General features: G+C 71.5%; 19 protein-coding genes. 8 read left to right on the top strand and 11 right to left on the bottom strand.

Annotated features, from left to right (window positions below; translation table 11 throughout):
• Positions 1-118 precede the first annotated feature (118 nt).
• The 4 genes from ACFSC0_RS13195 to ACFSC0_RS13180 all read left to right on the top strand — a co-directional run bounded on the left by ACFSC0_RS13195 (position 119) and on the right by ACFSC0_RS13180 (position 5,334).
• Entirely contained in the window at positions 119-3,364 is a 3,246-nt protein-coding gene (locus tag ACFSC0_RS13195; RefSeq protein ID WP_377283695.1) for an Ig-like domain-containing protein, read from the top strand.
• A 62-nt stretch (positions 3,365-3,426) separates the two neighbouring features.
• On the top strand, positions 3,427-4,047 hold the full coding sequence (locus tag ACFSC0_RS13190; protein WP_377283696.1) for a hypothetical protein: 621 nt from the start codon (positions 3,427-3,429) through the stop codon (positions 4,045-4,047).
• A 4-nt stretch (positions 4,048-4,051) separates the two neighbouring features.
• Positions 4,052-4,741: a HupE/UreJ family protein gene (locus ACFSC0_RS13185; RefSeq protein WP_377283963.1), complete on the top strand. Its 690-nt coding sequence runs from the start codon at positions 4,052-4,054 to the stop codon at positions 4,739-4,741.
• Positions 4,738-5,334, top strand: a complete 597-nt coding sequence (locus ACFSC0_RS13180; protein ID WP_377283697.1) for a hypothetical protein — start codon at positions 4,738-4,740, stop codon at positions 5,332-5,334. Before ACFSC0_RS13185 ends, ACFSC0_RS13180 begins: the two co-directional genes overlap by 4 nt.
• A gap of 35 nt (positions 5,335-5,369) precedes the next feature.
• On the opposite strand, the gene ACFSC0_RS13175 is transcribed toward ACFSC0_RS13180, so the two are convergent.
• Both ACFSC0_RS13175 and ACFSC0_RS13170 read right to left on the bottom strand, forming a co-directional pair.
• Positions 5,370-5,663 (bottom strand): hypothetical protein, encoded by a 294-nt coding sequence (locus ACFSC0_RS13175; protein WP_377283698.1) that lies wholly within the window; start codon positions 5,661-5,663, stop codon positions 5,370-5,372.
• Between the two features lie 99 nt (positions 5,664-5,762).
• Positions 5,763-6,461: a TerB family tellurite resistance protein gene (locus tag ACFSC0_RS13170; protein ID WP_377283699.1), complete on the bottom strand. Its 699-nt coding sequence runs from the start codon at positions 6,459-6,461 to the stop codon at positions 5,763-5,765.
• A 71-nt stretch (positions 6,462-6,532) separates the two neighbouring features.
• Here ACFSC0_RS13170 and ACFSC0_RS13165 point away from each other — a divergent pair, with 71 nt between their 5' ends.
• Together ACFSC0_RS13165 and ACFSC0_RS13160 are read left to right on the top strand one after the other, a co-directional pair.
• Complete coding sequence (locus ACFSC0_RS13165; protein WP_377283700.1) at positions 6,533-10,243, top strand: hydantoinase B/oxoprolinase family protein; 3,711 nt, start codon at positions 6,533-6,535, stop codon at positions 10,241-10,243.
• A 22-nt stretch (positions 10,244-10,265) separates the two neighbouring features.
• Positions 10,266-10,949: a hypothetical protein gene (locus ACFSC0_RS13160; protein ID WP_377283701.1), complete on the top strand. Its 684-nt coding sequence runs from the start codon at positions 10,266-10,268 to the stop codon at positions 10,947-10,949.
• Positions 10,950-11,097: 148 nt separating this feature from the next.
• On the opposite strand, the gene metH is transcribed toward ACFSC0_RS13160, so the two are convergent.
• The 6 genes from metH to ACFSC0_RS13130 form a co-directional block, all read right to left on the bottom strand.
• Entirely contained in the window at positions 11,098-13,761 is a 2,664-nt protein-coding gene (gene metH, locus ACFSC0_RS13155) for a methionine synthase (protein WP_377283702.1), read from the bottom strand.
• A gap of 41 nt (positions 13,762-13,802) precedes the next feature.
• Positions 13,803-14,159 carry a hypothetical protein gene (locus ACFSC0_RS13150; protein ID WP_377283703.1) on the bottom strand — a complete coding sequence of 119 codons (357 nt, stop codon included), beginning with the start codon at positions 14,157-14,159 and terminating at the stop codon, positions 13,803-13,805.
• Positions 14,156-15,217 (bottom strand): homocysteine S-methyltransferase family protein, encoded by a 1,062-nt coding sequence (locus ACFSC0_RS13145; RefSeq protein ID WP_377283704.1) that lies wholly within the window; start codon positions 15,215-15,217, stop codon positions 14,156-14,158. Before ACFSC0_RS13145 ends, ACFSC0_RS13150 begins: the two co-directional genes overlap by 4 nt.
• Complete coding sequence (gene metF, locus ACFSC0_RS13140) at positions 15,214-16,155, bottom strand: methylenetetrahydrofolate reductase [NAD(P)H] (protein WP_377283705.1); 942 nt, start codon at positions 16,153-16,155, stop codon at positions 15,214-15,216. The genes ACFSC0_RS13145 and metF overlap by 4 nt, the downstream gene beginning before the upstream one ends.
• On the bottom strand, positions 16,152-17,120 hold the full coding sequence (locus ACFSC0_RS13135; RefSeq protein ID WP_377283706.1) for an ArsR/SmtB family transcription factor: 969 nt from the start codon (positions 17,118-17,120) through the stop codon (positions 16,152-16,154). The genes metF and ACFSC0_RS13135 overlap by 4 nt, the downstream gene beginning before the upstream one ends.
• A gap of 209 nt (positions 17,121-17,329) precedes the next feature.
• Positions 17,330-18,259, bottom strand: coding sequence for a 2-hydroxyacid dehydrogenase (locus ACFSC0_RS13130; RefSeq protein ID WP_377283707.1), 930 nt, complete (start codon positions 18,257-18,259; stop codon positions 17,330-17,332).
• A gap of 51 nt (positions 18,260-18,310) precedes the next feature.
• On the opposite strand from ACFSC0_RS13130, the gene ACFSC0_RS13125 reads away from it, so the two are divergent.
• Complete coding sequence (locus ACFSC0_RS13125; protein WP_377283708.1) at positions 18,311-18,832, top strand: P-loop NTPase family protein; 522 nt, start codon at positions 18,311-18,313, stop codon at positions 18,830-18,832.
• Positions 18,829-20,067, top strand: a complete 1,239-nt coding sequence (locus ACFSC0_RS13120) for an MFS transporter (protein ID WP_377283709.1) — start codon at positions 18,829-18,831, stop codon at positions 20,065-20,067. The genes ACFSC0_RS13125 and ACFSC0_RS13120 overlap by 4 nt, the downstream gene beginning before the upstream one ends.
• A 70-nt stretch (positions 20,068-20,137) precedes the next feature.
• On the opposite strand, the gene ACFSC0_RS13115 is transcribed toward ACFSC0_RS13120, so the two are convergent.
• The 3 genes from ACFSC0_RS13115 to ettA all read right to left on the bottom strand — a co-directional run bounded on the left by ACFSC0_RS13115 (position 20,138) and on the right by ettA (position 24,215).
• Positions 20,138-20,740 (bottom strand): type 1 glutamine amidotransferase domain-containing protein, encoded by a 603-nt coding sequence (locus tag ACFSC0_RS13115; protein WP_377283710.1) that lies wholly within the window; start codon positions 20,738-20,740, stop codon positions 20,138-20,140.
• A gap of 95 nt (positions 20,741-20,835) precedes the next feature.
• A complete protein-coding gene (locus tag ACFSC0_RS13110; protein WP_377283711.1) occupies positions 20,836-22,407 on the bottom strand; it encodes a calcium-binding protein in 1,572 nt (523 codons plus the stop codon).
• A gap of 146 nt (positions 22,408-22,553) precedes the next feature.
• Positions 22,554-24,215 carry an energy-dependent translational throttle protein EttA gene (gene ettA / locus ACFSC0_RS13105; protein WP_377283712.1) on the bottom strand — a complete coding sequence of 554 codons (1,662 nt, stop codon included), beginning with the start codon at positions 24,213-24,215 and terminating at the stop codon, positions 22,554-22,556.
• Positions 24,216-24,226 lie beyond the last annotated feature (11 nt).

Raw genomic sequence — 24,226 nt, 5'->3', positions numbered from 1 at the left:
GCGGCAAGCCGCCAGCGGGCGCTTTGACGCGGAGGAGGAGCCTTAACGCGGGCGTCGCAAACGGCCTCTACCAGCGGGGCTCGCGCCGCGGGGGCGCGGTCGGGAGAGGCTGGGGCCCATGTCCATCAAGTACCATTCGCTGGCGAGCTCGGACTTCGTCGAGGACTGGACCGACACCGGCCGCATCACGGTGAACGACGACTGGTCAGCCGTGGACAGCGTCATGGGCTATCTCGGCGACACCAATCCGCCCGGCTCGACGCCGCGCAACGCCCAGACCCTCACCGGCGAGGCGCTCGGCGCGGTCGACGTGATCGCCAACCAGACCAACACCGCCATCACCAACGGCGGCGTCGCCGAGTTCCACATCGCCAATCCGACCGTGGCCCTGCAGGGCTCCGGCACGGCCGACGTCCCGAGCCTGGTCTTCCACCTCGACGCCACGGGGCGCAAGGACCTGGTGTTCTCGGCGAGCGTTCGCGACATCGACGGGTCGGGCGACAATGCGGTCCAGCAGATCGCGGTCCAGTACCGCGTCGGCGAGACCGGCCCCTGGACCAACCTGCCGGCCGGCTACGTAGCCGACGCCACCAGCGGCCCGTCGGTCGCCGGCGGCGCCATTCCGATCAGCGTCGCCCTGCCGGCGGCGGTGAACGGCCAGGGCCTGGTGCAGATCCGGGTGCTGACCACCGACGCCAGCGGCTCCGACGAATGGGTCGGGATCGACGACATCTCCATCGTCAGCGTCTCCGACGGGACGGGCCCCGACACGGCGGGCCCGCTGCTCGCGCCCGCCGACTTCTCCGACCCGGACGACGGGGCGATCAACGTCGCGCCGACCAGCAACATCGTCGTCCGCTTCACCGAGGTGGTGAAGGCCGGGACCGGCGACATCGTCATCTCCGACGGCATGGGCGACGTGCGCACCATCGCGGTCAACGACGCGACCCAGGTCTCCTTCGTCGGCGGCACGATGACCATCAACCCGACGGCGCCGTTGCTGACGGCGCGGACCTACGAGGTGACCATGGCCCCAGGGGTGGTCACCGACCAGGCCGGCAACGCCTTCGCGGGCCTGACGCCCGGCCAGCTGGATTTCGTCACCGAGGGCCCGGCGATTCCGCTGAAAATCTACGAGATCCAGGGCGCCGGCCACCTGTCGGCCTACGACGGCTTCAAGGTGATCACCGAAGGCGTGGTGACCGCCGTCGACACCAACGGCTTCTACATCCAGGACGCGACGGGCGACGGCGATGCGGCCACCTCGGACGCCGTGTTCGTCTTCACCGGCGGGGCTCCCCCCGCCTCGGCCGTGGTCGGCGCGCTCGTGCGCGTGGAAGGCGTCGTGGACGAGTTCCGGCCCGGCGGCGCGGACGGCGCCGACAACCTGACCATCACCGAGATCATCTCGCCCACTGTGACTGCGATCGGCACGGGCTCGGTGGCCGCCACCGTGATCGGCGCCGGCGGCCGGACGCCGCCGACCGAGGTGATCGACGACGACGGCCTGACCCAATACCAGCCGGCCAGCGACGGCATCGACTTCTACGAGTCGCTGGAAGGCATGGTCGTGCGCATCGAGGGCGCCCAGGCGGTCAGCAACACCAACGACTTCGGCGAGACCTACGTCATCGCCTCCGGCGGCGCCGGGGCGACCGGCGAGAACGCCCGCGGCGGGATCACGCTGTCGGACGGCGACTTCAATCCGGAGAAGATCCAGCTCGACGACGATGCCGGCCTGTTCGCCGGCTACACGCCCGGCCACAGCCAGGGCGACCAGCTGGGCGACGTGACGGGCATCGTCAGCTACGCCTTCGGCTCCTACGAGGTGCTGGTCACCGCCCCGGTGGTCCCCGTAAACGACTTCACCCTGGCCCGGGAGACCACGAGCCTGGCCGGCGACCGCGACCAGCTGTCCATCGCCAGCTACAACCTGGAGAACCTCGACGCCGCCGAGAGCGCCGTGCGCTTCGAACAGTTCGCGGCCGACATCGTCGGGGCCCTCAACGCCCCGGACATCATCGGCGTGCAGGAGGTGCAGGACGCCGACGGCCCGGGCACGGGTCCGGACCTCTCCGGCGCGGCCACGGCCCAGCGCCTGATCGAAGCCATCGTGGCCGCCGGCGGGCCCCGCTACGTCTACGTCGAGGTCGCCCCCTCCGCCCCCGGCCAGACCGGCGGCGAAGGCGGCGGCAACATCCGCAACGGCTTCCTCTACAACCCCGAGCGGGTCGACTACGTGGACGGCTCGGCCCGGCTGGTGGAGGATGCCGCCTACGCCGGCAGCCGCCGCCCGCTGGTGGCGGACTTCGTGTTCAACGACGAGGTGGTGACCGCCGCCAACGTCCACTTCACCTCGCGCGGCGGCAGCGATCCGCTGTTCGGCGCCCAGCAGCCGCCCTCCAACGCCGGCGAGGCGGCCCGCATCGCGCAAGCCGCGGCCCTGCGCAGCTACCTCGAGGCCGTGGCCGCGGCGGACCCGGCGGCCAACATCGTCGCGCTCGGCGACTTCAACGGATACTACTTCGAAGAGAGCCTTGAAACGCTGCAGGCGGGCGGCTTCCTCGCCAACCTCTACGAGACCCTGCCGGAAGCCGAGCGCTACTCCTACCTCTTCGAGGGCAACGCTCAGCCGTTCGACAACATCCTGGTCTCGGCCTCGCTGGCCGACGGCGCCCTGTTCGACGCCGTGCATCGGAACGCCGAGTTCTCGACCGGGCCCACCGACCACGATCCGGTGGTGGCCCTGCTGAGCATCGCGGTCGAGGACCTTCGGCTGGGCGGCGGCGCCGGCGTGGATTCGCTGGCCGGCGGCTGGGGGAACGACAGCCTCTTCGGCGGCTCCGGCGTCGACACCGTCTCCGGCGGCCGCGGCGACGACCAGCTCCTGGGCGAGTCCGGCGACGACAGCCTCGACGGCGGGCGCGGGCGCGACACGCTGGAGGGCGGCTCGGGCGCCGACACCCTGTCAGGCGGCCTGGGCGACGACCGGCTGGTGGGCGACAGCGCCGACGACCGGCTGGTGGGCGGCTCGGGCGCCGACACCCTGCTGGGCGGCGCCGGCGGCGACCGCTTCGTGTTCGAAACCCTGGCCGACTTCGATCCGGCCGGCCGTGACTGGATCGCCGACTTCCGGCAGCCCGACCGCATCGACCTGTCGGCCATCGACGCGCAGACCGACCTTGCCGGCGACCAGGCGTTCGCCTTCATCGGCTCGGACGCCTTCACGGCCGCCGGCCAGCTGCGGGCGGTGCGGGACGGCGCCCTGCAGATCGTCTCCGGCGATGTCGACGGCGACGGCCAGGCCGACTTCAGCTTCCAGGTCTCGGCCGCCCGGCTCGGGGCGGGCGACTTCCTGCTCTAGGGCGCACTACCAGAGCGATAGGCGCTGGACAGCCAAAGCTTGGCCGTGTTTTGAGCTTGCCCATGCGTAAGCTCGCCAGCGCCATCGCCCTGACCGCCGCCTTCTGGGCCAGGAGCGCCTCGGCCGATCCTGTGCCCGCCCGGGAGGAACTGCCGGGCATCCTCGCCTGCACCTTCGAGCAGGGCTACCTGGCGCTCGGGAGCGCCTTGTTCACGGAGGACTGGCCGAAGTACCTGGTCGAGTCCAAGCGGGAAGACCGCCCGCTCGGCTACTACGGCTACGAGCTGGCCGAGCCCGTCGACTTCCACGGTCGGCAGGTGCGCGAGATCGGCCTCGTGCAGGACTGGATCGTGGCGCCGCTGCCGCGCGCGGAGGCGCAGGCGCTGGCGGCCGAGCTCGAGCTGGAGCGGGCGCCGATGCGCGTCGCCGAGCAGCACTTCCTGTTCATGGGCGACGACGGCGCCGGGCCGATGTTCTCGGTGTTCGAACTCGGCTCGGGCCTCGCGGCCCTCCTCCCGGACGAGGCGCCGCCGGACCCGGTGATGTACGCCGGCTGCAACTACCGCGCGACGACGCGCGACGACTTCCTCGCCCAGGCGGCCCAGGCCGACGGCCAGGTCCAGCAGATGCGCCAGGAGATCCTGGAGATGCTGACCAAACCCGACGCGACCGAGAAGGACTAGGCTCCTGCCCCGCGCCGCTCCCCTGGTCCTGCTGGCGGCGCTGGTCCTGGCGGGCCCGGCTCTCGCCCACGGCGTCGGGAGCGGCGATGCGGCCTTCATCGAGGCCAATCCGGGGCCGCAGATCGCCGCTTTCCTCTACCTTGGCGCCAAGCACATGGTGACCGGCTACGACCACCTGGCCTTCCTGGTGGGGGTGGTCTTCTTCCTCTACCGGCTGCGGGACGTGGCGCTGTACGTCACCCTGTTCAGCCTGGGCCACAGCGCGACCCTGCTGGCCGGCGTGCTCGGCGGCGTCCACGCCGACCCGTTCCTGGTGGACGCGGCGATCGGGCTGTCCGTCGTCTACAAGGCGCTCGACAACCTCGGCGCCTTCAAGGCCTGGTTCGGCGCCAGCCCCGACACCCGCGCCATGGTGGCCGCCTTCGGCCTCGCCCACGGCTTCGGCCTGGCCACCAAGCTGCAGGACCTGAAGCTCTCGGACGACGGCCTCGTGGCCAACCTCGCGGCGTTCAACGTGGGCGTGGAGCTGGGGCAGTTCCTGGCGCTCGGCATGATCCTGGCGCTGATGGGCTGGTGGCGCTCCAGCGCGGCCTTCCCCCGCCAGGCCGTCCTCGCCAACGTGCTGCTGATGGCGGCCGGCTTCCTGCTCACCCAGGTGCAGCTCGCCGGCTATGTGCTCGAGAGGAGCGCATGAGCGACGCGCCCTCGCGCAAGCGCCTGCTGGGCTGGACGCTCGCCGCCCTGGCGGGGGCGAGCCTGGTCACGACGTTCGTGGTGCTGCCGGCCGAGTACGGCGTCGATCCGACCGGCTTCGGCCGGCTCACCGGCCTCACCCGCATGGGCGCCAGCCGCGAGGTGGCGGTCGCGCCGCCGAAGCGCGCCGGCGCGGTGACGATCGACGCGGCGAGGCCGTGGCGTTCCGACACCCTCACCATCCGGCTCGAGACCGGCGGCCAGGAGGGCTCGGACACCGAGCGGAAGGTCTGGATGGTCCCGGGTCAGGCCTTCGTCTACGCCTGGACGTCGGACGGCGAGGTCTACTCCGACTTCCACGGCGAGACTCTGCCCAGCCCGCGCATCCAGGTGATGACCTATCGCACCACAGATCCGCTCAAGGGCGAACCGGCGAGAGGCCTGAGCGGCGCGTTCACCGCGCCCATGGAGGGCTTCCACGGCTGGTACTTCCGCAACCTGGAGGGCCGGCCGGTGACCGTCACCGTCCGCCTCGCCGGCTTCTACGAGCTGCGCCCCTACCCGCCCCCAGGCGTGACGCCTAAAGGGCATTGATCCTCCTTTCCCGCGTAGCGGGAGAGGAAAGGGCCTTACGCCCGCTCGTTCCAGCCGTAGGCGACCCAGTGGTGGCCGCCGACGTTGCGGGCTTCGATGACGCCGCCTGCGCCGCTCGCCCGGGCCCGGGCGGTGCGGCGGGCGCGCAGGGCTGCGCCGGCGAACATCAGCAGGAAGCTGGACATCACCGCGATCACCACCACGGTGGCGGCGAAGAACACGGCCAGGACCGCGCCCACCGTCACGGCGGCGGCGGTGGCGAGGGCGCCGCCCACCATCGCCAGGGTGCGCAGGACCGAGCGCGGCTTGCCAGCGGTCAACCTGTCCATCGTCTCCTCACAGCCGGGCTCTTCCGGCTCAACGAAAATGTCGGCCCGGCGATCCCGCCGGTCAACTCACGCTCACGAAATGATGCGATTGCGGCGTCATCAAGCCGCTCCGACGAGCGCAATCTGGCGCCGCTCGCGCATGATGGCGTCGAAAGCGGCGTTGATGGCCGCCGATTTGGCCTCGGCCACCTCGATGAATTCGCTCGGCAGGCCGCGGGCGCGGGCCCGGTCGGGGTGGGCCTCCGACAGCATCTTCTTCCAGACCGCGCGGATCGCCTCGTCGCTGGCGTCGTGCGGCACGTCGAGGACGGTGTAGGGATCGTCCGCGTCGGACCCCAAATGGGTGGCCTTCAGCCGCCGGAACACCAGCGGCGAGAAGCCGAAGATCTCCGCCACCCGGCCGATGTAGGCCAGCTCGTCGTCGGACACGGCGCCGTCCGATGCGGCGATATGGAACAGGCCGTCGACCACGTCCTCCAGCAGTTGCGGACAGCCGCGGTAGCGCTTGGCCAGGCGCCTGGCGTAGCTTTCGAACCCATGGGTGGTCTGGCGGGCGAGTTGAAAGAGCCGGCGCACGTTGCGCTCCGAGCCGGGCTCGGACTGGAAGACCTCCGAGAACCGCTCGAACTCGTCCACGTCGGCGCGGCCGTCGGCCTTGGCGAGCTTGGCGCCGAGCGCGGTGACCGCGGTCGTGAACGCAGGATCCTCGCCGGGCAGGCCCGCCGGACAGTCGGGGCATTCGGCGTCGTCAACGGAACGGCGCACCGCCAGCCCCGCAATGTTGCGCCAAAAGCTCATGCGAGTATGCGAACCCTTAAGGACCTGGCGCGGGCATGACAACGCCATTTGAGCGCCGGAAAGGTTAAGCTTTGGACAGGCGCTGGAACTTCTGGATCGACCGCGGCGGCACCTTCACCGACGTCATCGGCCTCTCCCCCGAGGGCGAGGAAGTCTCGCTGAAGCTCCTGTCGGCCTCCCCGGCCTACGAGGACGCCGCCGTCGAGGCCATGCGGCGGGTGCTGGGCGCCGGGCCCGGCGCGCCCTTCCCGGCTGAAATGGTCGAGGCGATCAAGATGGGCACCACGGTCGCCACCAACGCCCTGCTGGAGCGGCGGGGAGCCAAGACCCTGCTGGTGGCCACCGCAGGCTTCCGCGACGCCCTGCTGATCGGCGACCAGGCCCGCCCGCACCTCTTCGCGCTCGACATCCGCCGGCCCGAGCCGCTGTACGCCGGCGTTGTGGAGGCCGATGAGCGTCTGGCGGCCGACGGAAGCCAGGTCCGCCCGCTGGATCGCGACGCCCTGGCCCGCGACCTGGCCGAGGCCCGCGCCGAGGGGTTCACGTCCGCCGCGATCGCCTTCCTTCATTCCGACCTCGACCCGGACCACGAACGCGCGGCGGGCGAGATCGCTCGCGCCGCGGGGTTCGAATTCGTCGCCCTGAGCCATGAGGTCTCGCCCCTGCCCCGCTATGTGCCGCGGGCCGAGACCACGGTCGCCGACGCCTACCTCACGCCGATCCTGCAGGCCTATGTGCGCAAGGTGGCCGGCGCCGTCGGCGGGGCCCCGCTCTACTTCATGACCTCGGCCGGGGCGCTGGTGAAGGCAGAGGCCTTCCGCGGCCGCGACGCGCTGGTCTCCGGCCCGGCCGGCGGGGTGGTGGGCGTCGCCCGCACCGCAGAGACCGCGGGCGCCGAGGCCGTGCTCGGCTTCGACATGGGCGGCACCAGCACCGATGTCGCCCGCTTCGCCGGCGCGCTGGAGCGCAAGGACCAGGCGCGGATCGCCGGGGTGCGGGTGCGCAGCCCGATGCTGGACGTGGAGACGGTGGCGGCCGGCGGCGGCTCGATTCTGACCCTTGACGGCATGCGCGCCCGGGCCGGCCCGCACTCTGCGGGCGCCGACCCCGGGCCAGCGGCGTACGGGCGCGGCGGCCCGGCCACCGTCACCGACGCCAACCTGGTGCTGGGGCGGCTGGAGCCGGCCTTCTTCCCGAGCGTCTTCGGGCCCAAGGGCGACGCGCCGCTCGATCCCGCCGCAGCCCGCGCCCGGCTCGCAGAACTCGCGCAGGCCATGGGCGCCGACAGCCCCGAGGCGGCGGCGGAGGGCTTCGTCGCCGTGGCCGTGGAGCAGATGGCCCAGGCGGTGCGGCGCATCTCCACCGAGCGCGGCTTCGACCCCCGCGACCACGCCCTCGTGGCCTTCGGCGGCGCGGCCGGCCAGGTGACCTGCGAGGTCGCCGAGGCGCTGGGCATCTCCGAGGTGCTGTGCCCCCGGCACGCCAGCGTGCTCTCCGCCTGGGGCATCGGCCAGGCCCAGGTGGCGGCCCTGCGGCTCGCGGGCCTCGAGGCGCCGCTGGACGCGGCCGGCCTCGCCCGCGCCCGCGAGGGTCTGGACGCTGTCGAGCAGGACGCCCGCGAAGCCCTCGCCGCCCAGGGCGGCCGCCCCGGCGAGGTCCGCCGCATCCTTCGCCTGCGCTACGACGGCGCCGACGCCGAGCTGCCGGTCCCGGAGGGCCCCCTCGCCGGGGTCCGCGCGGCCTTCGAGGCCGCCCACCGGCGCCTGTTCGGCTTCATCGAGCCAGCCCGCACCGTGCTGATCGCCAGTGTGGAAGCGGAGGCCGTCTCCCCCTCCACCGCTCATCCCGACGGAAGTCGGGATCCGAGCGGCGCGTCCGCCAGCTCAGCATGGGCGCCGGCTTTCGCCGGGGTGAGCGGTGGAAAGGTGCGGATGTTCGCGCGCGGCGAATGGCGCGTGGCGCCGGTCGTCGCCGCGAGCGAGCTGACGGAAATCTCAGGTCCCGCCCTCATCGTCCGCCCCGACACCCAGATCGCCGTCCTCCCCGGTTGGCGCGCCCGAGCGAGCGCCGACGGCCTGATCCGCCTTGCCCGTGAAGGCGCCGCGGCGCGCACGCAGGTGGCCCTCGACCGGCCCGACCCGGTGACGCTCGAGCTGTTCAACCGCCGCTTCATGGGCGTGGCCGAGGCCATGGGCGCGGCTCTGGAGCGGACCGCCCACTCGGTGAACATCAAGGAGCGGCTCGACTTCTCCTGCGCCCTGTTCGACGTGGACGGCGGCCTGGTGGCCAACGCGCCGCACATGCCGGTGCACCTGGGCTCCATGGGGGCCAGTGTCCGCGCCGTCCGCGACCGACACCCGGACCTGAAGCCCGGCGAGGCCTTCGCGCTCAACAATCCGTACGCCGGCGGCACCCACCTGCCGGACATCACCGTGGTGATGCCGGTGTTCCTGCAAAGCTCCTCCCCCGTCGCAGAGACGACGGGGGAGGTGGATCGGCGCGCAAGCGCCGAGACGGAGGGGGCGCGCGCCCCCTCCACCGCTTCGCGGTCCCCCGCCCCCGAAGTCTTCGCTTCGGGGGAGGAGACGCCGGCCTTCTACGTCGCCGCCCGCGGCCACCATGCGGACGTGGGCGGGGTGCAGCCCGGTTCGATGCCGCCCTTCTCCAAGGCCATCGACGAGGAGGGCGTGCTGCTGGACGCCCTGCCGATCATGAGGGGCGGCGAGTTCCTGGAGGCCGAGACCCGCGCCGCCCTCGCCTCGGGCCAGTGGCCGGCGAGAGCGCCCGACCGCAACATCGCCGACCTGAAGGCCCAGATCGCCGCCTGCCAGGCCGGCGCGGCGGCCGTCGCCGAGATGATCGCCCTCTACGGCCGCGAGGTCGTCGCCCGCTACATGGTCTTCGTGCAGGAGAACGCCGAGGCCGCGGTGCGCCGGGCCCTGCACCGGCTCTCCGACGGCGCCGCCCGCGCGCCGATGGACGGCGGCGGCGAGGTCGTGGTCCGCACCAGGGTCGACGCCGCGGCGGGCGAGGCCGTGCTCGACTTCACCGAGAGCGCCGGCCAGCTGCCGTCCAACTTCAACGCCCCCTCGGCGATCGTCGACGCGGCGGCCCTCTACGTCTTCCGCACCCTGGTGGACGACGACATCCCGCTGAACTCCGGCTGCCTGAAGCCGCTGAGGATCCTCACCCGCAAGGGCTCGATGCTCGACCCCGACCCTCCGGCCGCGGTGGTGGCCGGCAACGTCGAGACCAGCCAGCACGTGGTGGACGCCCTCTACGCCGCGCTCGGCGTGATGGCGAACGCCCAGGGGACGATGAACAACTTCACCTTCGGCGACGCGGCCCGCCAGTACTACGAGACCATCTGCGGCGGGGCCGGGGCGACCGCGAACGGCCCGGGCGCCAGCGCCGTCCACACCCACATGACCAACTCGCGGCTGACCGACCCCGAGATCCTGGAGCGGCGCTTCCCGGTGCGCGTCGAGGTCTTCGAGGTGCGAAAAGGCTCGGGCGGCGCCGGCGCCCATCCCGGCGGCGACGGCGCCAGGCGGCGGATCCGCTTCCTCGAGCCGATGTCCGCGGCCCTGCTCTCCACCCGGCGCGAGCATCCGCCGCAGGGCGTGGCCGGCGGCGGCCCGGGCCTGGCCGGCGCTCAGCGATTGATCGCCCCGTCAGGCGCGGTAAGACAGCTGCCAGGGTGCTTCTCCATCGAGGTGGCGCCCGGCGAAGCGGTCGAGATCGAAACGCCCGGCGGCGGCGGGTTCGGCCCGCCGCCTTGACGAGATCCCTGGGGGTACCTGCGTGAAGTCTGCACTGTTCCTGGCCCTGGCCCTGTTCCTGGCCGACGATGCGCCCGCCCAGAGCGTGGGCGGCGCCGGCCCCGGCGAGCCCGAGGCGGCCGCCTCCAGGATCCCGCCGGGCGCGCCGCAGGACGACTACGGCCTCGTCGCCTGGTGCTACGGCGCGCTCGGCGGCTACCTCGAACTGCACGATACCGTCATGCCGGAGGTCACCCGCATCGAGAGCAGCTTCCGTGCGCCGGGCCGCACGCTCGAGGAGGACCTCAAGGTCTATTCCGACATGCAGCGCGACGGCCGCCGGCAGATGAAGCTGTTCGCCGCCGCCATGGAAGCGGCCGAGAAGGCCTCCCTGCGCCCGCTCAACGCCGTCGGCGCCGAGGCGGTGAAGAAGGGCCGCGGCGTCTGGGCCGCCGCCCCCAACCTGCCCAAGGCCCGCGTCGCCCAGGAATGGATGAGCTGGGCGCTGCCCGCCCGCTGCGAGAGCACGGCGGTGGAGCTGGAAAAGCGCGCCAAGCTGATGGGCACGGCGTTCCGCGTCGGGGGCGAAGAGGAAGCCGCCGTCGAGGAAGCGCCTGCCGAAGACTCCGCGGCGCAAGACGCCGCGCCGGCCGAAGCTCCCGCCGAGGACGTGGCTGCGCCCGAAGCCCCCGCCGAGCCGGCTGCCGACGAGCAACCGGCGGCCTAGTCTCCTAGACCTCTCCCTCCGCATGCGGAGGGAGAGGGTTGGGTTAGGGAGGCCCGGCCTCTCTGCAGCCCAGACGCCGGAGGCCCGTCGCTCGCGCTCCGGGCCCCCTCACCCTACCCTCTCCCCGCAAGCGGGGAGAGGTTCAGGGCTACGCCGGCTCCTTCACCGCCATCGGGTCGTAGTTGAGGATCGGGGCGAGCCAGCGTTCGGCGGTCTTCACGTCCCAGCCCTTGCGGCGGGCGTAGTCGGAGACCTGGTCGCGTTCGATGCGGCCGACGCCGAAATAGTGGGCCTCGGGGTGGGCGAAGTAGAGGCCGGACACCGAGGCCGGCGGGTTCATGGCCAGGCTCTCGGTGAGCTCGATGCCGGTGTGGGCGGTGGCGTCCAGCAGCCGGAACAGGGTGGACTTCTCGGTGTGGTCGGGCTGGGCCGGGTAGCCGGGGGCCGGGCGGATGCCGCGGTAGGTCTCGGCGATCATGGCCGAGAGGTCGAACGGCTCGTCGGGGGCGTAGGCCCAGAGCTCCGTCCGCACCCGCCGGTGCAGCGCCTCGGCGAAGGCTTCGGCCAGGCGGTCGGCCAGCGCGGTCGACAGGATCGCCGAATAGTCGTCGCCGGCGTCCTTGAACTTCTTGGCGATCTCCAGCTCGCCGTGGCCGGCGGTCACCGCGAAGCCGCCGATCCAGTCGGGCTTGGTCCCGACCGGGCCGATGAAGTCGGCGAGGGCGACGTTGGCTCTCCCGCCCTCGCCCTTGCTCATCTGCTGGCGCAGGGTGTGGAGGCGGGCGAGCTCCTTCGTGCGGCTCTCGTCCGCATAGACGACGATGTCGTCGCCGTCGGCGTTGGCGGGCCAGAAGCCGACGACGCCGCGGGCCTCGAACCACTGCTCGCCGACGATCCGCTGCAGCATCGACTGGGCGTCGGCGAAGAGGCTGCGGGCCGCCTCGCCGACGACGTCGTCGTCAAGGATGTCCGGATAGCGGCCGACCAGCTCCCAGCTGGCGAAGAAGGGCGTCCAGTCGATGTGGCGGACGAGCTCGGCCAGGTCGTAGGGGGCGAAGGCGCGCACGCCGGTGAAGGTGGGCTTGGGCGGATCGTAGGCCGCCCAGTCCGGCGTGAAGGCGTTGTCGCGGGCCTCGGCCAGGCTGGCGCGGACGCGGTTGCCCTGCCCACGGGCGAACTGCTCGCGCACCTTGGCGTAGTCGGCGCGGGTCTCGGCTTCGAGCCGGCCCCGCTCCGGGCCCATCAGGCCGGAGACGACGCCGACGGCGCGGCTGGCGTCCAGCACATAGGTCGTCGAGCCCGACGGGTAGGCCGGGGCGATCTTCACCGCCGTGTGGGTCTTGGAGGTGGTGGCGCCGCCGATCAGCAGCGGGATGTCGAAACCGCGCCGCTCCATCTCGGAAGCCACGAACACCATCTCGTCGAGGGAGGGGGTGATCAGGCCGGAGAGGCCGACCATGTGCACCTTCTCGGCGATCGCGGTGTCGAGGATCCTGTCAGCCGGGACCATGACGCCGAGGTCGATGACCTCGTAGTTGTTACACTGCAGCACGACGCCGACGATGTTCTTGCCGATGTCATGGACGTCGCCCTTCACGGTCGCCATCAGGATCTTGCCGGCGCTCTCGCGGGGCTTGCCCTCCTTCTCGGCCTCCATGAACGGCATCAGGTAGGCGACGGCCTGCTTCATCACCCTGGCGGACTTGACCACCTGGGGCAGGAACATCTTGCCGGAGCCGAACAGGTCGCCGACGACGTTCATGCCGTCCATCAGCGGGCCTTCGATGACGTCCAGCGGGCGGGTCGCCGCCTGGCGCGCCTCCTCGACGTCCTCGTCGATGTAGTCGGTGACGCCGTGCACCAGGGCGTGCTTCAGCCGCTCGGCGACCGAGCCCTGGCGCCAGGTGAGGTCCGGGCCCTTGGCCTGGCCCTTGCCGCCCTTGTACTTCGGGGCCAGCTCCACCAGCCGCTCGGTCGGCGAGATCCCCTCGCGCTTGCGGTTGAGGATGACGTCCTCGACGGCCTCGCGCAGCTCCGGCTCGATGTCGTCGTAGACCGGCAGGTCGCCGGCGTTGACGATGCCCATGTCCATGCCCGCCGCGATGGCGTGGTAGAGGAAGACCGAGTGGATCGCCCGGCGGACCGGCTCGTTGCCGCGGAAGCTGAAGGAGACGTTCGAGACCCCGCCCGAGACGCGGGCGTGCGGCAGCATCTGCTTGATCCGCCGCGTCGCCTCGATGAAGTCGACGGCGTAGTTGTCGTGCTCCTCGATGCCGGTCGCGACCGCAAAGATGTTGGGGTCGAAGATGATGTCTTCCGGCGGGAAGCCCACCTGGTCCACGAGGATCCGGTAGGCGCGCTCGCAGATCTCCACCTTGCGGTCGGCGGTGTCGGCCTGGCCCTGCTCGTCGAAGGCCATCACCACCACGGCCGCGCCGTAGCGCAGGCAGGCCGTCGCCTGCTCGATGAACTTCTCCTCGCCTTCCTTGAGGCTGATCGAGTTGACGATCGCCTTGCCCTGGACGCAGCGCAGGCCCGCCTCGATCACCTCCCACTTGGAAGAGTCGATCATAATCGGCACGCGGGCAATGTCCGGCTCGGCGGCGATCAGGTTGAGGAAGGTCGTCATCGCGTGGACGGAGTCCAGCAGGCCCTCGTCCATGTTGACGTCGATGATCGCCGCGCCCGCCTCCACCTGCTGGCGGGCGACGCTGAGCGCCTCGGGATAGTCGCCCTCGGCCACGAGCTTGCGGAATTTCGCCGAGCCGGTGACGTTGGTCCGCTCGCCGATATTGATGAAGGTGGGTCTCATAAGCTCCGCTCGTCCCCGGATTCGGGGCTGCTTCTATAGCGTCAGATGCGCTCTTTGCCGCCGAGCACGAGCCGGCGGGTGAGGATCGCCTGCATCACGCCGGCGTCGAAATAGGGCCGCCACTTCTCCGGGGAGGCGCTGCGGAAGGCGGCGAGCTGGCCGACCAGCCGGGCCAGGCCCGCCATGTCCGCCTCGGCCGCCGCGGCGATCGCCTCGACCGGAGCCGGCGGCGCGCCGTCCGACGGCGCGGCCGGCAGGCCGACCCGGGCGGCCACGTCGAAGAACCCCTTGCTGAGGGGCCCGACGGACTTGTCGCCCGGCTGGCCCTTCGGCACGCGGTTCAGGCGCGCGCGGATCTCGCGGACCTGCTCGGTCTCCACGGCGCTGAGGGCGCTCATGCCAGCTCGAACGGCTCCAGGCCGGCGAGCCGCATGGCCTTCTCGCGCTCGGCGGGCTGGCGGGGCTTCAGGCCCTTCACCGCCTCGGCGACGTGGCGGATGTGATCGGGGGTCGTGCCGCAGCAGCCGCCGAGGATGTTGACCAGCCCGTGCTCGGCCCACTCGTGCAGCGCGTGCCCGGTCTCGTGCGGCTCCTCGTCGTACTCGCCCATGGCGTTGGGCAGGCCGGCGTTCGGATAGGCGCTGACCAGGGTGTCCGCGATCCGGGCGAGCTCGGCGATGTGCGGCCGCATCAGGTCGGCGCCCAGGGCGCAGTTCAGGCCGATGGCGAAGGGCTTGGCGTGCCGCACGGAATTCCAGAAGGCCTCCACCGTCTGGCCCGACAGCGTCCGGCCCGAGCGGTCGGTGATGGTGCCGGAAATCCAGATCGGCAGCGGCTCCAGCCCCTCGTCCTCCAGGTCGAGGATGGCCTTGATGGCGGCCTTGCAGTTCAGGGTGTCGGTGATGGTCTCGATCAGGAACAGATCGACCCCGCCCTCGTGCAGGGCCAGCACCTGCTCGCGGTAGGCGGCGTAGACCTGGTCGAAGGTCACCTTGCGCGCGCCTGGGTCGTTCACGTCCGAGCTCATCGAGAGCATCACGTTCAGCGGCCCGATGGAGCCGGCGACGAAGCGGGGCTTGTCCGGCTCCTTGGCGGTCCAGCGGTCGGCGACCTCGCGGGCGATCCGCGCGCCGGCCAGGTTGATGTCGCGCACCGCGCCCTGCGTCTCGTAGTCGGCCTGCGCGATCGAGGTCGATGAGAAGGTGTTGGTCTCCGAGATGTCGGCGCCGGCCGCGAAATAGGCGTCGTGCAGCTCGCCCACGATGTCCGGCCGGGTGAGGCAGAGGATGTCGTTGTTGCCCTTCAGGTTCACCGGGTGGTCCTTGAACCGCTCGGCCCGGAAGTCGCCCTCGGTCAGGCCCCGCTTCTGGAACATCACGCCCCAGGCCCCATCGAGGATCAGGATCCGCTCCTTCGCGGCGGCCTTGAGTTTTTCGATGCGTTGGGCGCGGCTCATGCGGCGGCCTCCTGCGGGGACTTGGACCTTTCGCGCACGCCCAGCACGCGGCAGATGGCGTAGACGAGGTCGGCCCGGTTGAGGGTGTAGAAGTGGAAGTCGGAGTAGCCCTCCTCGGCCAGCCGGGTGCACATCTCGGCGGCCACCGAGGCGGCGATCAGGCGGCGGGTCTCCGGGTCCTCGTCGAGGCCGTCGAACAGGCCGGCGATCCAGCCCGGCAGCGGGATGCCGGAGGCGGCCGACATCTTCTTCAGGCCCTCGAAGCTGGTCACCGGCATGATGCCCGGCGAGACCGGCAGCTGCACGCCCGCCTTGCGGACCTTGTCCATGAACCGGAGGAAGGCGTCGATGTCGAAGAAGAACTGGGTGATCGCCCGGGTCGCGCCGGCGTCCACCTTGGCCTTCAGGACGTCGATGTCGTGGTCCATCGACGGGCTCTCGGGGTGGACCTGCGGGTAGAGGCTGACGCTGACCTCGAAGGGCGCGACGGCGCGGATGCCCCGGGTCAGCTCGGTGGCGTTGGCGTAGCCGTTCGGCGGCGGGGTGTAGGCGCCGCCCAGCGAGCCGGGCGGGTCGCCCCGAAGGGCCACGATGTGGCGGATGCCGGCGTCCCAGTACTCCTGGACGATCTCGTCCACCTCCTCGCGGCTGGCCTCGACGCAGGTCAGGTGGGCGGCGGGCTTCAGGCTCGTCTCCTGCAGCATGCGCACCACCGTGCGATGGGTGCGCTCGCGCGTGGAGCCGCCGGCGCCGTAGGTCACCGAGACGAACTCCGGCTCCAGCGGCTCGAGCCGGCGGATGGCCTCCCACAGGCTGGCTTCCGACTTCGGCCCCTTCGGCGGGGAGAATTCGAAGGACACCTTCGGACGCGGCGCGCCCAGGGCGCCCAGGGCGCCGGCGCGGGCCACGGGGCCCAGGGCGGTGGATTGGGGCGTCATGCGGCGCTCCGTTGCGGCTGGCGGACCCGTTCGGCGGTCCAGATCTTGACGGTGAGCCCGCCCTCGCCTTTCGGCGGCAGGGCGCGGGCGCGGATGCGGGAGAGGCCGGCCTCGGCCAGCCAGCGCTCCATCTCCCGGTCGGAGAAGCCCAGGCGGCGGTGCTGGTGGGCCTCGCGCAGGTACTCGAGCTTGTGGGGGGCGAAATCGACGATGACCAGCCGCCCGCCCAGCGCCACCAGCCGGCCCGCCTCGCGGCAGGCCGAGGCGGGGTCCGACAGATAGTGCAGCACCTGGTGGACGACCACGAGGTCGGCGAACTCCGACGGCAGGCGGGTGCCGAAGATGTCGCCGTGGCGCAGTTCGACCTCAAGGCCGGCCCTGGCCGCCTCGGCCCGGGCGATGTTGAGCATCTGCTGGGACAGGTCCAGGCCCAGCGCCTTCTCGGCGTGCGGGGCCAGCAGCTTCAGCATCCGGCCGGTGCCGGAGCCTAAGTCCACCAGCCGCTTGAAGGGTCCGGGGCCGGCGGCCTCCAGGATGGCGGCCTCGACGTCGGTCTCGGCCACGTACAGCGAGCGGATCTCGTCCCAGCGGGCGGCGTTGCGGGCGAAATACTCCAGCGCCTCGCTCTCGCGCTCGGCGAAGACGGCGGTGAGCTGGTCGGCGTCGCGCTTCAGCACGGGGTCGGCCGGATCGATCACGGCCAGGGTCTCGGAAACCAGCTCGCGCGCCTCGCCCTCGGTGGTGAGACGGTAGAAGACCCAGGCGCCGTCCGGAAACCGCTCGACCAGGCCGGCCTCGGCGAGCAGCTTCAAGTGTCTGGAAACCCTCGGCTGCGATTGGTCCAGCACGCGGCACAGCTCGAGCACCGCCAGCTCCTCGCGGGCGAGCAGCGCAAGGATCCGCAGCCGCGTCGGCTCGCCGGCGGCGCGCAAGATCTCCACGGCCTGGTTCGCTGACAGCGCCATGGCGGATATAAAGATATCTTTATGTGATTAAGTCAAGCGTGGTGAACGCGCGGAGCGGATCAAAGCGCCCCCTCCACCGCCTTCGGCGGTCCCCCTCCCCCGCCGTCTGCGCGGCGGGGGAGGAGCGGAACGGCAAAGCTCCTCCCCTGCAGCGAAGACTTCGGGGGAGGTGGCTCGGCGCGTAAGCGTCGAGACGGAGGGGGCGCAGCTCACACCGGGCTCAGCAGCTCCTCGCCCGCCAGGTGTCGCCGGATGTTCTCGATGGCCTGGGCGACCATGGCGGGGAGGGACTCCACGGTGCCGCCGGCGACGTGCGGCGTGAGCACCGTGCCCGGCACGTCGGCCCAGCGCTCAGCCGGCGTCGGCTCCTGTTCGAAGACGTCGAGGCCGGCCCGGCCCAGGCGCTTGTCCTTCAGGGCGGCGATCAGCGCGTCCTCGTCGATGATCGAGCCGCGGCCGACGTTGACGATCATGCCCCGCGGTCCGACCGCCTCGATCACCGCCCGGTCGATCATGTGGCGGTTCTGCGCGTTGGCGGCCGAGGCGATCATCAGGATGTCGCACCATTCGGCGAGCGCCAGCAGGCTCTCGGCGCGGTCCCACTTCGCCTGCGGCTTCGGGTTGGGCCCCCACCAGCGCACCTCCAGGCCGAACGGGGCGCAGCGCTCGGCGATCGCGACGCCGATGTGGCCGAGCCCCACGACGCCCACCTTGCGGCCCTTCAGGCTCGGCCGAGAGCCGACGCCCTCGCGCCACTTGCCGGCCCGCAGGATGCGATCGCCCTGGGCGATGTTGCGCCAGCCGGCGATCATCAGGCCGATGGCGTGGTCGGCCACGTCCTCGGCGTTGACGCCCTTGGCGTGGGTCACCGCGATGCCGCGCCGGCGGCACCAGTCCACGTCCACCCCGTCGTAGCCGGCGCTGATGCAGGCGATCAGGCCGAGGTTCGGCAAGGTGGAGAGGAACTCCGGCTTCATGGCGTGCTCGCCGGCCCCGATGGAGGCGCGCACCGCCTGGCGCTCCTCGTCGGTGAGCTCCCAGGCCTTGGCCGCCCGCCAGCCGTGGTCCTCCAGCCGGCCCACCATCGCCGCCATCCCGGGGCTGGTGATCATCACGGTGGGGCGCGCGTCCTGGCTCATGGGCTTCTCCGTCGACTGCTTCTCCTATAGCCAAGCAGGCGAGGGCCCGTCATGCAGCGCATCGCGATCATCGGCTGCTCGGGTACGGGCAAGTCCACCCTCGCACGCAAGGTCGGGGCGCGGCTCGGCCTGCCGGTCGTCCACCTGGACGCCCTCTACTGGGAGCCGGGCTGGGTGGAGCCGGAGACGGCCGCCTTCCGCGCCCGGGTCGCCGCGGCCCACGCCGGCGAGCGCTGGGTCAGCGAGGGGCTCTACCTCTCCAAAACCTTCGACCTGCGCCTGCCGCGCGCCGAGCTGATCGTCTGGCTGCACCAGCCCCGCTGGCTCTGCATCGCGCGCGTCGTCTGGCGGGCGCTGACCTATCGCAAGGGTACCCGGCCCGACCTCGCGCCCGGCTGCCACGAACAGTTCGACTCCGGCTTCCTGCCGCTGCTGGCCTACATCTGGACCTTCGAGCGGGAAAAGCGGCCGAGGACCGAGGCGGCCATCGCGCAGCTGGCGCCGGGGACGCCCGTCGTGCACCTGAGGGGCGACCGCGAGGCCGCCGCCTTCGTGCAAGGCCTGACGCCATGAGCGAGGCGAGCGCCCTCAACCGGAACCCCGACTTCCTGAAGCTGTGGAGCGCCCAGGCGATCGCCGAGTTCGGGGCGCGGATCACGCGGGAGGGGCTGCCGATCGCGGCCGTACTGACGCTGTCGGCCGGGCCGCAGGCGCTGGGGCTGTTGTCGGCGGTGCGCAGCGCAGCGGGGCTGGCGGTCGGCCTGACGCTGGGCGGATTCGTGGACCGGCGCCCGCGCCGGCGGCTGATGATCGGGATGGACGTGCTGCGGGCGGCGGCGCTGGTCACCATCCCCGCCGCGGCGCTGATGGGCTGGCTGTCGCTCGCGCAGATCTTCGTGGTGGGCGCCATCGTCGCCGCCGCGAGCGCCCTATTCGCCATCGCCGCCCACGCCTACCTGCCCGGGCTGATCGCCAAGGCGCAGCTGACCGAGGGCAACGCCCGGCTGTCGGCCACGGAGTCGGTGGCCGAGGTCGGCGGGCCGGCGCTGGCCGGCGTCCTCTTCCAGTGGCTGACCGCCCCGGCCGCGATTGCGCTGAACGCCGTGACCTACGCGGCCTCGGCGGCGCTGCTGGGGGCCATCCGCAAGCCCGAGCCGGCGCCGGAGCCGGAGCCGCCGGCCACCCTGCTGAAGGACCTGCGCACCGGCGCCGGCGCGGCCTGGTCCGAGCCGCGGGTCCGGGCCCTGCTGCTGATGGGCGCGGTGACGACCCTGTTCGGCAGCTTCTTCGCGGCCACCTACGTCGTCTTCGCCCTGCAGACGCTGGGGCTGACGCCTTCGCTGCTGGGGCTGACCATCGCCGCGGGCGGGGCCGGCGCGCTGGCGGGCTCCGTGGCGGCCGGGCCGCTGTCGCGGGCGCTCGGCGCAGGACCGGCCATCCTGCTGGGTTTCCTCGGCTGGGCGGCGGCGAACGTGCTGATCCCGCTCGCGCCTGCCGACCCGGTGCTGGGCACGGCGGCGCTGGTGACCGCGCAGATCCTCGGCGACGGCCTGGCGGTGGCGTCGCTGGTGCTGGCCGCCAGCCTGCGCCAGAGCCTGGTGCCGCAGAACCTGCTCGGCCGGGTGGGAGCGACCTTCCACGCCGCCGAGGGCGCCGCCGGGATCGCCGGCGCCCTGGCCGGCGGCCTGCTCGCAGAGCAGATCGGCCTGCGCGGGGCGATGTTCGTAGCCGTGGCGGGCATGGCGCTCGCGCCGCTGATCGGGCTGATGAGCCCGCTCCGGCAAGTGCGGGAGATCGGCGACAGGTAGCGCTGCGCGCAACCAGTCACCAAAGCCCGTCGGTGACTGGTTGGCGCAGCAGGCGCCTACCTGTCACCCCTCACATCGACGGGCGCGCCTCTCCGCCGGGCTGGGCCCGTGCGCCACGGTTCGCGTGGCTCCCCTCCGCGAACTCCTCGATCATCTTGGCGCAGAAGGCCGGCAGGTCGTCGGGCTTGCGCGAGGTGACGAGGCCGCGGTCGGTGACCACCTCGCTATCCTCCCACTGGGCGCCGGCGTTGGTCAGGTCGGTCTTCAGAGACGGCCAGGAGGTCATCCGCCGGCCCTGCACGCCGCCCGCGTCGATCAGCGTCCAGGGGCCGTGGCAGATGGCGGCGATCGGCTTGGCCGACTGCACGAAGCTGCGGATGAACTCGATCGCCTCCGGCTCGAGCCGCAGCTGGTCCGGGTTGATCACCCCGCCCGGCAGCACCAGCGCCTGGTAGGCCTCGGGGTCGGCCTCGGAGAGCTGCCGGTCCACGGGGATCATGTCGCCCTTGTCGTGGTGGTTGTAGCCCTGGATCTGGCCGCCCTTGGGCGCGATCACCTCGACCTGCGCGCCGGCCTGCTTCAGGGCCTCGACGGGCTTGGTCAGCTCCACCTGCTCGAAGCCGTCGGTCGCCAGCACCGCCACGCGACAGCCGTCCAGCCGTTCGTTCGCCATCTCTGGCCTCCTTCGTTTGTGGGGTTCGCGCGAGCAACCCGGAGGAAGGAGGCGAGGTTCCGGCCGGCGCGCGAGGCGGCGGCCGGAGGCGACGATTAGACCAGCACGATCCAGCCGGCGGTGAGCGAGCTCTGGCTGACGCCGACCAGGGTGACGACGTCGCCGCCGCCGAAGTCCACCACCACGTCGGCCCCGACTTGGGTCGCCGTGTAGGTCGTGGCGCCGCGGAAGACGAGCTGGTCGCCCTCGGCCCGGTCGAAGTCGACGATGCGGTCGGCGCCTGACGCGGTGAAGGCATGGAAGCTGTCGGCGCCGGCGCCGCCCGTCAGCGTGTCGGAGCCACGATCGCCGCTCAGGTAGTCGTCGCCCGCGTCGCCGGCCAGGACGTCGTCGGACTGGCCGCCGAGGATAGTGTCCCGCCCCTCGCCGCCGTGGGCGGTGTCCGCCGCGAGGTTGGCGACGATGTAGTCGTCGCCCGCGTCGCCAAAGAGCAGGTCGCTGTCCTGGCCGCCGACCACCCAGTCGTTCCCTCCCGCGCCGTGCAGGGTGTCGTTGCCGGTGTTGCCATGCATGTTGTCCCAGGCGTCCCCGCCGTGCAGGGAATCGTCGCCGGCCTCGCCGCGCATGAAATCCTGCTCGGCGCCGCCCAGCAGGGTGTCGCCGCCGTCTCCCCCGTAGAGCGTGCCGGCCCCGGCGCCGCCGTCGATAAGATCGGCTCCGCCGCCGCCGGCGATGTGGTCCTGGCCGCCGTCGCCGCTCAGCGTCTCGCCGGCGAGGCCGCCGAGGACGGAGTCGGCGCCGGCGCCCGCCCGCAGCGGGCCTTCGAGCGTGCCCAGCGCGCCATCGTAGACATCGTCGCCGCCGCCGAGCTCGACCAGGCCTGTGATGCGGCCGGTGTTCACCAGCCGCTCGACCAGGTCGCCGAACAGAACCCGCCCGATCAAGGAGCCGCTGTTCTGGATCGTGGCGATGTCGCCGAAGGTTTGCTGCCCGCTGATGGAGAGCGCGATGTCGGCCTCCACCGTCCCGCTGTTTATGAACGGCGTTTTTCCGCTGTAGTGAACGCCGGTGCTCTCGACGTCGGCCGACGGGTCACGCGCGCGGATCGTGCCGGTGTTGGTGAACGAACCATACTCAGCGTGCCCGGAATACGACACGCCCACGGCTCCCCGGGGTGACGAACCGTCCACCGGCGTCACGCCGAGCACGTCGATCAGTCCGCTGTTCACGAAGTGCGCGCCGCCGTTGGCGTCCACGCCGCGCGCGAACTTGCCGGTGACATGGATCTCGCCCGCGTTCTCCACGCGACGGTCCCAGCTGCCGGCGCTGATGCCGGTCGCCGAGTCCCGGCTGGAGATTTCGATGATCCCGCGGTTCGCGACGTTCACCGGGGTGCGCGCCATGATCCCGACGGCGATCCCAGAAACGTCTGAGTGCACGCGTAGGGCGCCGGTCGGGCCGATCAGAACCTGCGCCGGATTGATGACCGCGGCGTTGTAGTCGATCCCGGCCACGACTGGATAGCTGGTCGCCGAGACCTGAATGGTCCCGTCGATCCAGACGCCAGGAGAGCCGTGGCCGCTGACCTCCAGAGCCAGCTCGTCCGTGGCCGACAGGGTCTCGCCCGCGGCCAGGCGGAAGTCGGTTTCGGTATAGACCTTGGGCATGACGCTCACTGCTCCGGGCGGCATAGGCTTGGGGACTTGGGCGGCGCATGCCGCGGCCCGGCGCGTCCGGCCGGTCGCCGCGCCTCGCCTCGGAGGTGCTACCCCCTCGGCGCCATGCGATCACCTGTGGCCGATGGCCGCCGGCCTTAGCGGGTGAACTTCTGGAACTTGATCCGGTGGGGGATGAGGCTGTCGGCGCCCAGGCGGCGCTTCTTGTCCTCTTCGTAGGCCTCGAAGTTGCCCTCGAACCATTCGACGTGGCTGTCGCCCTCGAAGGCGAGGATGTGGGTGGCCAGCCGGTCCAGGAACCAGCGGTCGTGGCTGATCACCACGGCGCAGCCGGGGAAGTCCTCGAGGGCGCTTTCCAGGGCCTGCAGGGTCTCCACGTCCAGGTCGTTGGTCGGCTCGTCGAGCAGGATGACGTTGCCGCCGCTGGCCAGGGTCTTGGCCAGGTGCACCCGGTTGCGCTCGCCGCCCGAGAGCAGGCCGACCTTCTTCTGCTGGTCGGCGCCCTTGAAGTTGAACGAGCCGACGTAGGCGCGCGAGGGGATCTCCCGCGAGCCCACCTTCATGATGTCCAGGCCCGCCGAGACCTCCTCCCAGACGGTCTTGTTCGGGTCGAGGGCGTCGCGCGACTGGTCGACGTAGGAGAGCCTGACGGTCTCGCCGAGCCGGATCGAGCCCGCGTCGGGCGTCTCCTGGCCGGTGATGATCTTGAACAGCGTCGACTTGCCGGCGCCGTTCGGGCCGATCACCCCGACGATGCCGCCCGGCGGCAGCTTGAAGTCCAGGTCCTTGAACAGCAGCTTGTCGCCGTAGGCCTTCTCCAGGTCCTCGGCCTCGATGACCACATTGCCGAGCCGCGGGCCGGGCGGGATCTGGATCTGGGCGTAGGTCTGCTTCTGCCGCTCGGCCTGATTGACCAGTTCGTCGAAGGCGGCCAGGCGCGCCTTGGACTTGGACCGCCGGGCCGAGGGCGACGAGCGCACCCACTCCAGCTCCCGGTCGATGGTGCGCTTGCGGCTCTCGGCCTCGCGCTCCTCGATGGCCACCCGCTTGGCCTTCTGCTCCAGCCAGGACGAGTAGTTGCCCTCGTAGGGGATGCCCTTCCCACGGTCGAGTTCGAGGGTCCACTTGGTGACCTGGTCGAGGAAGTAGCGGTCGTGGGTCACCAGGATGACGCAGCCGGGGAAGTTCTCCAGGTGGTGCTGCAGCCAGGCGACGGACTCGGCGTCCAGGTGGTTGGTCGGCTCGTCCAGCAGCAGCATGTCGGGCTTGGAGAGCAGCAGGCGGGCCAGCGCGACACGGCGCTTCTCCCCGCCGGAGAGCTTGTCCACCGGCCAGTCGTTCGGCGGGCAGCGCAGGGCGTCCATGGCCATTTCGATCTTGGAGTCGATGTCCCACAGGTCGCCCGCGTCGAGCTTCTCCTGCAGCTTGGTCATCTCCTCCATCAGCTCGTCGGAGTAGTCCTCGCCGAGCTTGTTCGCGACCTCGTTGTACTGGTCGAAGATCTTCTTCTCTTCGCACCAGGCGATGACGTTGCCCCAGACGTCGAGCTTCTCGTCCAGATGCGGCTCCTGCTCCAGGTAGCCCATCTTGGTGCCTTCGGCGGCGCGCGCCTCGCCCGTGAAGTCCTTGTCGATCCCGGCCATGATCTTCAGCAGGGTCGACTTGCCCGAGCCGTTGACGCCGACGACGCCGATCTTGGCGTCGGGGTAGAAGCTCAGCCAGATGTTCTCGAAGACCTTCTTGCCGCCGGGGTAGGCCTTGGTCAGGCCCTGCATCTGGAAAATGTACTGCTGCGCCATGGGGCGTCCGC

This window comes from Phenylobacterium terrae, from assembly GCF_042681205.1.
Lineage (GTDB): Bacteria > Pseudomonadota > Alphaproteobacteria > Caulobacterales > Caulobacteraceae > Phenylobacterium > Phenylobacterium terrae.
The sequence above is the reverse complement of the archived record's forward strand: the minus strand, read 5'-3'. Positions and strand labels throughout refer to the sequence as shown.

Excerpts from the sequence above, each read along its gene's own strand:
- ACFSC0_RS13145 (WP_377283704.1), bottom strand. The coding sequence starts at position 15,217 with ATGAGCCGCGCCCAACGCATCGAAAAACTCAAGGCCGCCGCGAAGGAG.
- ACFSC0_RS13190 (WP_377283696.1), top strand. The coding sequence starts at position 3,427 with ATGCGTAAGCTCGCCAGCGCCATCGCCCTGACCGCCGCCTTCTGGGCC.
- metH (WP_377283702.1), bottom strand. The coding sequence starts at position 13,761 with ATGAGACCCACCTTCATCAATATCGGCGAGCGGACCAACGTCACCGGC.
- ACFSC0_RS13125 (WP_377283708.1), top strand. The coding sequence starts at position 18,311 with ATGCAGCGCATCGCGATCATCGGCTGCTCGGGTACGGGCAAGTCCACC.
- ACFSC0_RS13130 (WP_377283707.1), bottom strand. The coding sequence starts at position 18,259 with ATGAGCCAGGACGCGCGCCCCACCGTGATGATCACCAGCCCCGGGATG.
- ACFSC0_RS13175 (WP_377283698.1), bottom strand. The coding sequence starts at position 5,663 with ATGGACAGGTTGACCGCTGGCAAGCCGCGCTCGGTCCTGCGCACCCTG.
- ACFSC0_RS13110 (WP_377283711.1), bottom strand. The coding sequence starts at position 22,407 with ATGCCCAAGGTCTATACCGAAACCGACTTCCGCCTGGCCGCGGGCGAG.
- ACFSC0_RS13135 (WP_377283706.1), bottom strand. The coding sequence starts at position 17,120 with ATGGCGCTGTCAGCGAACCAGGCCGTGGAGATCTTGCGCGCCGCCGGC.
- metF (WP_377283705.1), bottom strand. The coding sequence starts at position 16,155 with ATGACGCCCCAATCCACCGCCCTGGGCCCCGTGGCCCGCGCCGGCGCC.
- ACFSC0_RS13150 (WP_377283703.1), bottom strand. The coding sequence starts at position 14,159 with ATGAGCGCCCTCAGCGCCGTGGAGACCGAGCAGGTCCGCGAGATCCGC.
- ACFSC0_RS13115 (WP_377283710.1), bottom strand. The coding sequence starts at position 20,740 with ATGGCGAACGAACGGCTGGACGGCTGTCGCGTGGCGGTGCTGGCGACC.
- ACFSC0_RS13195 (WP_377283695.1), top strand. The coding sequence starts at position 119 with ATGTCCATCAAGTACCATTCGCTGGCGAGCTCGGACTTCGTCGAGGAC.
- ACFSC0_RS13120 (WP_377283709.1), top strand. The coding sequence starts at position 18,829 with ATGAGCGAGGCGAGCGCCCTCAACCGGAACCCCGACTTCCTGAAGCTG.
- ettA (WP_377283712.1), bottom strand. The coding sequence starts at position 24,215 with ATGGCGCAGCAGTACATTTTCCAGATGCAGGGCCTGACCAAGGCCTAC.
- ACFSC0_RS13170 (WP_377283699.1), bottom strand. The coding sequence starts at position 6,461 with ATGAGCTTTTGGCGCAACATTGCGGGGCTGGCGGTGCGCCGTTCCGTT.
- ACFSC0_RS13180 (WP_377283697.1), top strand. The coding sequence starts at position 4,738 with ATGAGCGACGCGCCCTCGCGCAAGCGCCTGCTGGGCTGGACGCTCGCC.